The sequence below is a fragment of the uncultured Clostridium sp. genome (assembly GCF_963527835.1).
Lineage (GTDB): Bacteria > Bacillota > Clostridia > Clostridiales > Clostridiaceae > Clostridium.
In genome coordinates, this window is the sequence record NZ_CAURTC010000045.1 from 1 (window position 1) to 12,459 (window position 12,459).

At 28.9% G+C, this 12,459-nt stretch carries 10 protein-coding genes and 4 tRNA genes; 3 read left to right on the top strand and 11 right to left on the bottom strand.

Annotated elements, in window-relative coordinates; all coding sequences use genetic code 11:
• Window positions 1–90: 90 nt before the first annotated feature.
• The 5 genes from RYM86_RS16130 to RYM86_RS16150 form a co-directional block, all read right to left on the bottom strand.
• Window positions 91–165 (bottom strand) — tRNA-Thr (locus tag RYM86_RS16130).
• 9 nt (window positions 166–174) lie between these two features.
• Window positions 175–251: transfer RNA gene (locus RYM86_RS16135), tRNA-Asp, on the bottom strand.
• A gap of 19 nt (window positions 252–270) precedes the next feature.
• Window positions 271–346 (bottom strand) — tRNA-Val (locus RYM86_RS16140).
• Between the two features lie 10 nt (window positions 347–356).
• A tRNA-Glu gene (locus RYM86_RS16145) sits at window positions 357–431 on the bottom strand.
• Between the two features lie 114 nt (window positions 432–545).
• Complete coding sequence (locus RYM86_RS16150; RefSeq protein ID WP_315081768.1) at window positions 546–1,130, bottom strand: hypothetical protein; 585 nt, start codon at window positions 1,128–1,130, stop codon at window positions 546–548.
• Between the two features lie 164 nt (window positions 1,131–1,294).
• Between RYM86_RS16150 and RYM86_RS16155 the strand changes: the two genes are divergently transcribed.
• Entirely contained in the window at window positions 1,295–2,539 is a 1,245-nt protein-coding gene (locus tag RYM86_RS16155; RefSeq protein WP_315081769.1) for an NAD(P)/FAD-dependent oxidoreductase, read from the top strand.
• A gap of 296 nt (window positions 2,540–2,835) precedes the next feature.
• Here the strand turns inward: RYM86_RS16155 and RYM86_RS16160 are convergent, their stop codons facing one another.
• The 3 genes from RYM86_RS16160 to RYM86_RS16170 all read right to left on the bottom strand — a co-directional run bounded on the left by RYM86_RS16160 (window position 2,836) and on the right by RYM86_RS16170 (window position 5,487).
• Complete coding sequence (locus RYM86_RS16160; RefSeq protein WP_315081770.1) at window positions 2,836–3,585, bottom strand: acyl-ACP thioesterase domain-containing protein; 750 nt, start codon at window positions 3,583–3,585, stop codon at window positions 2,836–2,838.
• Between the two features lie 330 nt (window positions 3,586–3,915).
• Entirely contained in the window at window positions 3,916–4,098 is a 183-nt protein-coding gene (locus RYM86_RS16165; protein ID WP_003371961.1) for a DUF1858 domain-containing protein, read from the bottom strand.
• A 102-nt stretch (window positions 4,099–4,200) separates the two neighbouring features.
• Window positions 4,201–5,487: an adenylosuccinate synthase gene (locus tag RYM86_RS16170; RefSeq protein WP_315081773.1), complete on the bottom strand. Its 1,287-nt coding sequence runs from the start codon at window positions 5,485–5,487 to the stop codon at window positions 4,201–4,203.
• Window positions 5,488–5,710: 223 nt separating this feature from the next.
• Here RYM86_RS16170 and RYM86_RS16175 point away from each other — a divergent pair, with 223 nt between their 5' ends.
• Window positions 5,711–6,883, top strand: coding sequence for a malic enzyme-like NAD(P)-binding protein (locus RYM86_RS16175; protein ID WP_315081774.1), 1,173 nt, complete (start codon window positions 5,711–5,713; stop codon window positions 6,881–6,883).
• Window positions 6,884–7,509: 626 nt separating this feature from the next.
• On the opposite strand, the gene proC is transcribed toward RYM86_RS16175, so the two are convergent.
• A complete protein-coding gene (gene proC, locus RYM86_RS16180) occupies window positions 7,510–8,310 on the bottom strand; it encodes a pyrroline-5-carboxylate reductase (RefSeq protein ID WP_315081775.1) in 801 nt (266 codons plus the stop codon).
• Between the two features lie 214 nt (window positions 8,311–8,524).
• Here proC and RYM86_RS16185 point away from each other — a divergent pair, with 214 nt between their 5' ends.
• Window positions 8,525–8,878 (top strand): protein phosphatase, encoded by a 354-nt coding sequence (locus tag RYM86_RS16185; RefSeq protein ID WP_315081776.1) that lies wholly within the window; start codon window positions 8,525–8,527, stop codon window positions 8,876–8,878.
• A gap of 252 nt (window positions 8,879–9,130) precedes the next feature.
• Here the strand turns inward: RYM86_RS16185 and RYM86_RS16190 are convergent, their stop codons facing one another.
• Window positions 9,131–10,471 (bottom strand): replicative DNA helicase, encoded by a 1,341-nt coding sequence (locus RYM86_RS16190; protein WP_315081777.1) that lies wholly within the window; start codon window positions 10,469–10,471, stop codon window positions 9,131–9,133.
• 86 nt (window positions 10,472–10,557) lie between these two features.
• Complete coding sequence (lonC, locus tag RYM86_RS16195; RefSeq protein ID WP_315081778.1) at window positions 10,558–12,450, bottom strand: Lon family ATP-dependent protease; 1,893 nt, start codon at window positions 12,448–12,450, stop codon at window positions 10,558–10,560.
• Window positions 12,451–12,459 lie beyond the last annotated feature (9 nt).

The window sequence follows — 12,459 nt, forward strand, 5'->3', positions numbered from 1 at the left end:
AATCGAACCCCTGTTACCACCGTGAAAGGGTGGTGTCTTAACCGCTTGACCAAGGAGCCATATTAATTTTTCAAAAATACTTTGTTTAAATGGAGCTGGCAATAGGAATCGAACCTACAACCTGCTGATTACAAGTCAGCTGCTCTACCGTTGAGCCATGCCAGCTAATTTAATTGGCGACTCAGAAGGGGCTCGAACCCTCGACCTCCGGCGTGACAGGCCGGCACTCTAACCAACTGAGCTACTGAGCCATATTAATTTTTATGTTTATGGTGGGCACAACAGGGCTCGAACCTGTGACCCTCTGCTTGTAAGGCAGATGCTCTCCCAGCTGAGCTATGCGCCCATAAGATAAATGGTGACTCCTAGGGGAATCGAACCCCTGTTACCACCGTGAAAGGGTGGTGTCTTAACCGCTTGACCAAGGAGCCTTGGTTTTTTGTTTTCGTGACCGTGTTCCCGACCACATAGACTATAATACATAATTTTATATTATGTGTCAACACATTTTTTGAAATTTTTTATTATTATATTTTTATTTAGTGCTAAATCAACAATTTTTGCTCATTATTATAGCTTCCTTTTATCTCATTAATAGCCTTACCAAACCCAGATAACATCCTATTTCTATCCTGGATTTCTTTTTCAATCCTATTAATTTCATTAAAACAAATATTTAAAAAGTTTTCTTCAGAAACTTTATTAATATTTATACTATAACCTTCTTTTTTGAAGTTTTGTCCTGAAGATAATACCTCTATAGAGAACTTATTATTTACAAATATTAATATTTCTTTATCCCATATGCCTCTTCTATTTATTTTATATTTATCTTTTAATACATTTAACTCTATTACTTTTTCATCTATTTCATCTTCCAAAGACTCCAATAATGCCATATAAAAGAATACAGATATTCCTTTTGTAAGTTTAATTTTTAAAAATTGCTTATTACTTATTAAAAATTCATCAACCTTATTTTCAGGAATTAATTCTATATCTTCTATTTGAAATGTTTTTAAACCACTTCCAGTAGGATAATTTATTACAGCTTGATCAAAATTCATTCTTCTAATTTGAAAAACTGCATCATAATCTTCTAGTTCTTTATTAATAACTTTTGCTTTCATAGCTATAATCACCACTTCTTATAAATATTTGGGCTTTGTTTTAAGTTTATTATTCCTTGCTTTTAAGATTTATATTACTATGTTAGAATTTATTTAAGTAATTTAGAAAATAATTATATAAGTATTACTTTATAATTCATTTAAATATAAGGAGATTAACATATATGATTCATCATGATTTAATAATTGTTGGCGGTGGAGCTTCAGGATTAATTGCTGCAATAATGGCTAAGGATTTAGGAAAAGATGTCGCTATAGTAGAAGCAACTGATAGAATAGGTAAAAAAATTCTTACCACTGGAAATGGTAGATGTAATATATCTAATAATAATATTTGTTCTCCATTTGTTAATTTTCATAGTGAAAATAATAGTTTTTTTACTAAAACATTAAATAAATTTACAGTTGAAGATACAAAAAATTTATTTTTGTCATTAGGTTTACCTATTGTGGAACTTGAAAATGGCAAAATGTTTCCAAAGTCACTTCAAGCATCTTCAGTAGTTGATATATTGAGACTATCTTTAGATGATAAAAATATTCCTTTATACACTAATTGCAAAGTTACAGATATAAGAAAATCAAAGAAATTTATTATTAATACAAATAATGAAGAATTTAAAGAATTTAGCTCTAAAAAATTAATTTTAAGCTGTGGTGGTAAATCTGCCCCTAAAACAGGCTCTGATGGTTCCGGATTTAAACTTAGTAAAATATTAGGTCATAATATAGTAGAGCCTCTTCCTGGCATTGTTCAGCTTAAATTAGACTATCCTTACTTAAAAGCATTATCAGGAATTAAATTTGATGGTGAAGTAAGTGTTCTAGTTGATGGTGAAGTAATTAGAAAAGAAAAAGGTGAAGTGCTATTTACTGACTACGGAATATCAGGTCCACCGATTTTACAATTATCTTCATATGCTTCAAAAGCACTTTATAAAAATAAAAATATAAAAATTAGTGTTGATATGTTCCCTAATGAAACAAAAGAAGAAATAGAAAATTTTATATATAGTCATTTTTCAATCTTTAACTATAGAGAAATTTCATCTTGCTTAATAGGTGTGATAAACAAAAAAATGATACCTACTCTTTTAAAAGATGTTGGTATTAAAGATATTCATTCTTGTTGCTCTGAATTAGATTGGAAATATTTAAGCATATTAATTTCTAGATTAAAAACTTGGGAATTTAAATGCACTGGTACTAATGGATTCTCTAATGCTCAAGTAACACTTGGTGGAGTTAATACTAAGGAAATAGATGATAATACATTAGAATCCAAAATAATAAAAGATCTTTATTTCTGTGGTGAAGTAATGGATGTCCATGGTGATTGTGGTGGATTTAATCTACAATGGGCTTGGAGCTCAGGATGTTTAGCTGGTAAATCCGCTGCTGAAAAATAAATTTTAGTTTAGGATAGTGTTGATATATGCAATAGATAAAGTGGCATTGTAATTGGACTTTGAGAATTCTTAATGAGTATTGTCACATTTACTGCTTGTCTCAATTTTATATTGGGAGCAAGCTAAAATGGGACTATAGTCATTTTAGTATTCCTAAGTTCAATTACTCAGTCCACTTTATTTATGCATATATCAACACCATTAAAATATAGTATTAAATTAACAATAAAACATAAAGCCATATCCAAAGTAATATTTAATCATGTTACTTTGATATGGCTTTTTTATAATTAATATTATTTTTTTATCCAATCTGCTTCTAAGAATGTTATCTCAGTTCCCTCATCATTTTTTATTTTATGATATGTTTTTAAGTGATTTTCGTCTATTTGTCTTAAAGTAGCTGTTGATGAAATTGTTTTTCCATAAGTAGTTTCTTTAGCAAACAGCACTTTAATTCTATTTAATTCATATTCTTTTATTGTTTCAAGTGGAACTGCTTCAATTGCCCATTCTATATATTTTACGTTATTTACGTGCTTATTAGAGTCTATATCGCTATATCTAATTTGGAACTCTTTAATAAATTGTTCTTCTTCAACCTTTTCTATATCTTCCATTGATACATCATGATCTAAATCATCATCTACTCCATAGAATTCATATTGTTCTTTTTGTATTCTCATAGGTCTTCTCTTTTCAATATTTATTAAAAAGAATAGTGCTAATGCTTCTCCTATTAAAACACCCTCTGAATCTTTAATATAATATTTTCTTAATCCATAGAATTTTTTAAAACCTATAGCTTTTGTTGTTAAACTTATAGTTTCTCCAAACTTAGGATATCTGTACATTTTTATATCATACTTATAAAATACCCATGCACAATTATTCGTTGTACAGTATTCCATTCCTCCGCCTATTAATTCAGACTGTCTACTACCTACATCACATATATAGTTAATAATAGATGATAGCTTACATTTTAAATTTGAATCTACATCATAATAATTAACTTCATATTCTTTACTAAAAATTTTACCCATAATTATAATATTACTAAAGTAAAAATAATTCCTATTTACTATGTAATATTTCCCCCTTCCTTTATATACATAATATATATTATACTTCAAATTCTTCCTATATATAATGTTTTTTATACAGCACAGTTTAAATTTTTGTAAATCATAATTTCTTCTTTAATTAAATTTTCCAATATAACAAAGTACTATGTCACATTTTAATTAAGAATAAAGCTGCTGCTTAGCGTTTTATTAATTTAAAATAAATATTAACTTAGACTTTCAGGCTTTAAAAATTCTATAAACAAAAAGGCCATTGCATTTTTTTGCAACAGCCTCTTCTTTTAAGTATTATTTATTTAATGCTTCTATTAATTCGTCTAAGTTAATTCCATGTACCATAGCAGCTTCTTCTATTGTTTCAGCTTGAGCTGATGGACATCCAACACATCCCATACCAAAGCTCATTAAAACTTCAGCCTTAGATGAATCATTTTTAACTACTTCACCAATTGTCATGTCTTTTGTTATCATATTTTTCACCTTCTTATTCATAAAAGTCAATTCATACAAATATTATCTACTATGAATTATATTTTATACCAAAAGTAAAGTCAATAATATGAAAACTTAATATTATATACTATCTATTCTTATAGTTTGTTCTCTCTTTGGTCCAACACCTATTATAGAAATCTTAGTATCTGTAAATTCAGCTATTCTATTTAAGTATTTCTTGGCATTTTCAGGTAGCTCCTCATATGTTCTAGCTTCTGCTACACTATCATCCCAACCATCAAATTCTTCATATACTGGTTCACATTTAGCTAAATCTTCTAAACTTGCTGGGAAGTAATCTATAACTTTACCATCAAATTTATATCCTACACATACATTTAATTTTTCTAATCCAGCTAATGTATCTATCTTAGTAACAGCTAGTGAAGTCAATCCACTTACTCTTGCAGCAGTTTTAACTATAACTAAGTCTAACCAACCACATCTTCTTGATCTTCCTGTTGTTACTCCATATTCATGACCCTTTTCTCTTATCCAATCTCCAGTTTCATCAACTAATTCTGTAGGGAATGGTCCTTTACCAACTCTTGTAGTATATGCTTTTGTTATTCCTACTGCATTAGTTATCATGTTAGGTCCAATACCTATACCACTACTTACACCACCAGCTGTTGTGTTAGATGATGTAACATAAGGATATGTTCCGTAATCTATATCTAAAAGCATACCTTGTGCACCTTCAAATAGTACAGTTTTGTTTGCTTTGATGTTATCATATACTTTAACTGAAGTATCTTGAACAAAAGGTCTTAATTTCTTTGCAAATTCTAAATATTCATTTAATATTTCACTAAAGCTTAAAGGTTCTCCACCTAATACCGTAGTAATATACTCATTTTTCATTCTTATATTTTCTTCTAATTTTTCTTTAAAAACATCTTCATGCATAAGGTCACAAACTCTAATTCCACATCTTTCAAATTTATCTGTGTAACATGGACCTATGCCTTTTCCTGTAGTTCCTATATCATTTTTACCTCTTGCTTTTTCTTTTAAAACATCTAGTGTTTTATGATATGGCATTATAAGTTGTGCTCTATCACTTATGATTAATTTTTCTGGTGTAACATTAACTCCAACACCTTCTAAATAGTTTATTTCTTCAAATAGAGCTTTAGGATCTACTACTACTCCATTTCCAATAACATTTAATTTATCATCATATAGTATTCCTGATGGAATTAAGTGCAATTTATATTGCTTATCTCCAACTTCTACAGTATGACCAGCATTATTACCTCCTTGAAATCTAACAACAACTTCAGCTTCTTCCGCTAAATAATCTGTCATCTTTCCTTTTCCTTCATCTCCCCATTGGGCTCCTAAAACAATAAATGCTGACATTTGTTTGCCTCCTTAAATACAAGCTTTAATAGCTTTATATAAAAATATTGGGATGTTTATTTAATATTTAAATAACTTCTCCTTTTAAATATTAGCAAAGTAGATTCGTATGGTCAACTAAATATCGAATATTTTTTTGATTTTTTTAATAATAATTCGTATAATTGAATTATTGTTAGAATTATATCGTTAAATCTTATTAAAACTATTGAGGAGTGTTTGTATGAATATTTATGAAGAATCTTTAAAGTTCCATAAAGAAAAAAGGGGTAAAATAGAAATTAAGTCAACTTGTGAAGTTAAAAATTCTAAAGACTTAAGCCTAGCCTATACCCCTGGAGTAGCTGAGCCTTGCAGAGAAATACATAAAGATCCTAATAAGGCTTATGAATATACTAGAAAGTGGAATTCTGTTGCAGTTATCTCAGATGGTACAGCAGTATTAGGACTTGGTGATATTGGACCACTTGCAGCATTACCTGTTATGGAAGGTAAAAGTGTTTTATTTAAGGAATTTGGAGATGTTGATGCATTTCCTATAGTTTTAGATACTAAAGAAGTTGATGAAATAGTTTCTACTATATGTAATATAGCTCCAACTTTAGGTGGAATTAATCTAGAAGATATTTCAGCTCCTAGATGTTTTGAAATAGAAAAGAAATTAAAAGAAAAATTAAATATACCAGTTTTTCATGATGATCAACATGGAACTGCTATTGTTGTTCTTGCTGGTATGATTAATGCTTTGAAAATAGTAAATAAAAACCTAGAAGATATTAAAGTCGTTATAAATGGTGCTGGCTCTGCTGGAACTGCTATATGTAAATTGTTAATATCTTCAGGAGTTAAAGAAGTCATTATGTGCGATATAAATGGAATAATTACAAAAGGTAAAGATTCTAATAATTCATATATGGAAGAATTAGCGCAAATAACTAATCCCAATAATGAAAGTGGTAGCTTAAAAGATGCAATAAAAAATGCTGATGTATTTATAGGAGTATCTGCTCCTAATATAGTGTCAAAAGAAATGGTTAATACTATGAATGAAAATGGAATAATATTTGCTATGGCAAATCCAACTCCAGAAATATTCCCTGAAGATGCTAAAGAAGCAGGAATTGCTGTAATGGGAACAGGCCGTTCAGATTATCCTAACCAAATAAATAATGTATTAGCTTTCCCAGGTATATTTAGAGGTGCGTTAGATGTAAGAGCATCTGAAATAAATGAAGAAATGAAAGTTGCTGCTGCTTATGCAATAGCTAATTCTGTTCCTAATGAGGATCTAAATCCTGAATTTATAATTCCTAAAGCATTTGATTTAGACGTTCAAACTCTTGTTGCAAATGCTGTGAAAAAAGCTGCAATTGAAAGTGGAGTTGCTTGTATATAAAAATTTAAATATAGCTTAAAGCTTTTAATAGATAATTGGCAGTATGGTGTTGTAGTTGTATGAACTCCTAGTGAGCTTAAAGAACTTCAAAATAATCCAATTATAAAACATACAGTTATAGGAACTGTAGCTGATAAGTATTAATTTAAAAGCACCGTTATATTCATAAATGAATATAACGGTGCTTTTTTACATAAATTTTAAAAAAATTATTCACATTATTTTTTAAAAAACTTATCCACAGAGATTTTTTTTGAAATTTATCCACAGATTGCATCTTGAAAAGTTATCCCCAAAAAAAGTTTTAATTTTTGTCCACAAAACAGAGGGAGCAATATAATGTTTATTTTTTATAATCAATTAAAATAAAAACTATATTTATTTTTTTAAATTTTATAATTATGTTTTTAATGTGCGTTTATATATGCAATAGGTGAAGTGGCATTGTAATTGGGCTTTGAGAATCCTTAATGAGTATTGTCACATTCACTGCTTGTCTTAATTTTATATTAAGAACAAGCTAAAATGGGACTATAGTCATTTTAGTATTCCTAAGTTCAATTACTCAGTCCACTTCGCTTATGCATATAAAATACTCTCTTAAAACATAATCTATTTCAGATACACTACATATTTTCAGACTTCTCTGCGCATTTATTCATAGCTTGAATAACACTACTTCTAAAACCTAACTTTTCTAATTCAACTACAGCATCAATTGTAGTTCCACCGGGTGAACAAACTGCATCTTTTAATTCTCCTGGATGCTTTTCTGTATCTAAAACCATTTTTGCAGAACCCAATACGCTTTGAGCTGCCATCTTATAAGCTTTATTTCTAGGTATACCTAATTTTACTGCACCATCTGCCATAGCTTCTATAAACATAAATATGTATGCTGGTGAAGATCCGCATAGAGCAATAAATGCATGAAAATCTTTTTCTACGATTTCAACACATTCACCAAAACTTTGAAATATTTTTTCGCAAATCTCCATATCTGCTTTAGTAACATTTGTATTTGCACATATTGCAGACATTGCTTCTCCAACTAAAGCTGGAGTATTTGGCATACTTCTAATTATTTTATGCTTCTTACTTATTAAATCCTCTAGATTTTCAATTGTAATTCCAGCTGCTACACTAATTATTAATTTATCTTCAGTTAAATCATCCTTAATTTCATTAATTACATCTTTAAACATATATGGTTTAACAGATAAAATAATTATATTAGAATTTTTGACTACATCCTTATTATTAATGCTAGCATTGATGTTGAATTTATCTTTCATATTGCTTGCTGAATTTTCTGTTTTTGTAGAAACAAATATGTTCTTAGGTTCAAAATACCCTGAATTAATCAATCCTCCAACCATAGAACTTCCCATATTTCCACAACCTATAAAACCAATTTTTTTATCCATAAATTAAGCCCCCATTTTTTATTTTAATTGTATTTTAAATCTATGTTTTAAAATAACATTCCTAAGTTAAATTACTAAGTCTACTTTACTTATTCATATATCAACACATTCTTAAAACATAGCCTATTTTTAAAATTTTCTCCACTATAATCATAGTATAGCTACTCTCCTATTTCATAAACTAATAATGACATTAGAAGGGAGGTTAATATCTATGAGCAATGATTCTATGCTTTGTTATAATTCCTTATTAAATAAAGAAGATTTTATAAACTACTTTTTAGATAAAAAAACCTTAGACTCGAAAATCCCTAAGATTAATTTAAAGGAAACCTGCAATTTTTATTATATAGATATCTTGTTTTCTTCTAATAAGAACTATTTTCTAGAAATCTTCTATAAAAATAATTTTTTAATTTTTGAATTTTATGAGTACAATAATGTAAATTATAATTTTAGAAGAATATATTATTTAGAAGATATTAATATAGACGAGATCTCTCTTTTTAAAGAAAAAAAAGAATTTAAAATTAATATCCCTAAAATAAGAAAAACTAAATGTATATAAAAACAGAGTGAATAAGCCACGGTTCGTTAGTTAAAAGTAGAGAAGTGAGGGTTGAGAGTTTTGATTGAAATCCATAGGCTTTCTAAAAAACGTATATTTTAAAATTCCAAATAAGATTTTTTTCTTAGCTATCAGCATTATCTTGAAATTTAAATTAAATACACTCACTCTTATTTCTTCACTAACTTTATATTTAACCTTTTGTATTCTTATTTTTAACTATTAACTTAAAAATAAAAATGCTAAATCTATTTATTCTTTATGAATAACATCCAAGTTTCCAAATTTACTGAATTGACCAAGCCACGCAAGTTTAGCTGTTCCTACTGGACCATTTCTTTGCTTTGCTATTATACATTCACCAATGTTTTTATCTTCAGTTTCCTTGTTATAGTACTCATCTCTATATAAGAACATAACAAGATCGGCATCCTGTTCTATAGATCCTGATTCTCTTAAATCTGATAACATTGGTCTATGATCAGCTCTTTGTTCAGGCGCACGAGATAATTGTGATAATGCTATAACTGGACATTCCATTTCTTTAGCTAATGCTTTTATGGATCTTGATATTTCTGATACTTCTTGTTGTCTATTATCACTACTACCAGTACTTCCAGACATAAGCTGTAAATAATCTATAACTATTAAATCTATTCCATATTCCATTTTTAATCTTCTACATTTAGATCTCATTTCCATAACAGAAACCCCTGCTGTATCATCTATATAAACTTTTGCTTTAGCTAAAGGCCCTGTAGCTTTAGCAATGTTTTCCCAGTCTTTATCATCTAATTCACCTGTTCTAAGTCTTAACATGTCAACATTTGCTTCAGAGCAAAGCAATTTATATGCTAATTGCTCTTTTGACATTTCTAGTGAAAATATAACTACACTTTTGTCTTCTCTTAATGCTGCATGTTCAGCTATATTTAATGCAAAAGTAGTTTTTCCCATAGATGGTCTAGCTGCAATTAGAATCATATCACCTTTTTGAAATCCTGATGTTTTAGAATCTAAATCTGCAAAACCAGACCCTACCCCTGTAATTTCACCTCTATTATTAAAAAGCCTTTCTATTTCAAGAAAACCTCTTTCTAAAACATCACTTAAAGGTTCAAAATCCTTTGATGTTTTCTTTTCAGCTATATCAAATATTCTTTTTTCAGCGCCATCTAATACATTTTCAACCTCGCCTTGATTATTATAGCTGGATTCTATTATCGATGTTGAAGCTTTTATAAGTTTTCTTAAGACTGACTTTTCTTCTACTATTTTTATATAAGAAGATAAATTTGCTGTAGTAGGAACTGATGCACTTATTTCTGTTATATAAGTTACTCCACCTGCTCTTTCAAGCATCTCAGTGCTTTTTAAACTTTCTAACAGAGTAACTAAGTCTACAGCCATATCTTTTCTGAACATATCTAATATAGCTCTAAATATTACTTTATGACCATCTCTATAGAAATCTTCTTCTTCTAAGCTTTCTAAAACTTTAGCAATAGCAGATTTATCTATAATCATAGAACCTATTACCGATTGTTCAGCTTCTATGCTCTGAGGTAAAGTTCTCATAACTTGTGATTCCAAAAACAGTCCTCCTTTTTTGAATTTAATAAAACATACTCTAAACTTTAATTTAAAATAAGCTTCCTAGTTCAAGGAAGCCTATTTCATTATTCAAAAACAATATCCATAATTTCTTCTATAGTACTTACTGATTTAACTTCTATATCTTTAAGACCTCTTGGAATTTCTTTTTCATTATCTTTTGGCACTAAAACTCTTTTAATTCCTTTTCTTCTAGCACCATATATCTTTTCAAATATTCCACCTACAGGTTTTACTTTTCCTCTTAAAGATATTTCACCTGTTACTGCTATATCTTGCTTTATAGGCTTCTTTAATAATGCACTTATTATGCATAATGTAATTGCAACCCCTGCTGATGGGCCATCAATTTTTCCTCCCCCTATAACATTAACATGTATATCATAATCTTTTATATCTTTATCAGTTATAGCTCTTATAACTGAAGCTGCATTAAATACAGAATCTTTAGCCATAGAACCTGCTGTTTCATTAAATCTTACTACTCCAGCACCTTTCTTTTTAGCCTCAAAAACATTCGCTTCAATTTCAATAGTTGAACCTAAAAATCCACTTACCCCTAATCCGTAAATATGTCCGATTTCATATTCCTCAGTATTATCAAATATTTCAAAAGGAACATGTCTTCCAACAGACAATACTTCATCTAAATATTCTAGTTTTATTTCAATATTATCTTCTCTTTGCTTTTCTATGTATAATGCATATCCATAAGCATCTGTTAATATATTTACTGCTTTTCTACCTTCAAAAGTATAATTACTAATCTTCTTAGCAACACCGTCTTCTAAAGTAACATTTAATTTTTCAGCAGCTTTTTTAACTATAAGCTCTATATCATCAGAAGATAATGGTTCAAAATAAACCTCAGTAGCTCTAGATCTTAATGCTGGATTTATTTCACTTGGACTTTTAGTAGTAGCACCTATTAATACGAAATCAGCTGGTGCTCCATTATCAAATAAATATTTTATATATTTAGGAGTTGATTCATCATCTGGATCATAGTATGAAGATGAAAATTCTACTCTCTTATCTTCTAAAACTTTTAAAAGTTTATTTTGTAATATATGATCTAGTTCACCTATCTCATCTATAAATAATACTCCGCCATGTGCTTCAGTAACTAGTCCTGGCTTTGGTTCAGGAACTCCAGCCTCTGATAAATATCTTTTACTTCCTTGGTATATAGGATCATGTACTGACCCTAACAAAGGATTAGTTATTTCTCTTGGATCCCATCTTAAAGTAGTTCCATCTACTTCAACAAATTTTGATTCATCATCAAATGGAGTAAAATTTAATTTTTTTGCTTCTTTTAAAGCAAGCCTTGCTGCAGTTGTTTTACCAATCCCAGGTGGTCCGTATAATATAATATGTTGAGGATATGGAGAAGATAATTTAGATATTAATGATTTAATAGCACGTTCTTGCCCTACTACTTCATCAAAACTATCTGGTCTTAAAAAGCTCATGATGTTTTTACTAGTTACTTTTTCATCTAGAGAAATTAAATTATCTAATTTACTCATAGTGTTATTATTTTCAACACCTTTTTGCTTTTTAATTACAGATAATCTTACTTCATCAATATATTTTTCTTGTTTCTCCATTATTGCCTGTTCAACCTTCATTTCTATTTTGTTTTGAACATATTTCTTAGCAATCTCATCTACAATCAGTTCTATAATTATTTTTACTTCTTGTTCTAAGTCCTCTTCTTTAGGAATTCCTTTTTTTTCGCCCTCAGATAGTATAGTCTTTAAAGCAAATATTCTATCACAATTATCCTGTGATTTTACATATCTATCTAATTTAAATCTAACAACTCTAGATCTAAATGCACCTTTATCTAAAATATTTTTTGTTACATTAAATAAAGCGTCTATTTGAGCTTCTATTGATAAATTCCCACTCATTATACTATTTAATAAGTTTGTTTCTTCATTTGATTTCAAAACAAATCC

Excerpts from the sequence above, each read along its gene's own strand:
- RYM86_RS16150 (WP_315081768.1), bottom strand. The coding sequence starts at position 1,130 with ATGAAAGCAAAAGTTATTAATAAAGAACTAGAAGATTATGATGCAGTT.
- RYM86_RS16155 (WP_315081769.1), top strand. The coding sequence starts at position 1,295 with ATGATTCATCATGATTTAATAATTGTTGGCGGTGGAGCTTCAGGATTA.
- RYM86_RS16160 (WP_315081770.1), bottom strand. The coding sequence starts at position 3,585 with ATGGGTAAAATTTTTAGTAAAGAATATGAAGTTAATTATTATGATGTA.
- RYM86_RS16165 (WP_003371961.1), bottom strand. The coding sequence starts at position 4,098 with ATGATAACAAAAGACATGACAATTGGTGAAGTAGTTAAAAATGATTCA.
- RYM86_RS16170 (WP_315081773.1), bottom strand. The coding sequence starts at position 5,487 with ATGTCAGCATTTATTGTTTTAGGAGCCCAATGGGGAGATGAAGGAAAA.
- RYM86_RS16175 (WP_315081774.1), top strand. The coding sequence starts at position 5,711 with ATGAATATTTATGAAGAATCTTTAAAGTTCCATAAAGAAAAAAGGGGT.
- proC (WP_315081775.1), bottom strand. The coding sequence starts at position 8,310 with ATGGATAAAAAAATTGGTTTTATAGGTTGTGGAAATATGGGAAGTTCT.
- RYM86_RS16185 (WP_315081776.1), top strand. The coding sequence starts at position 8,525 with ATGAGCAATGATTCTATGCTTTGTTATAATTCCTTATTAAATAAAGAA.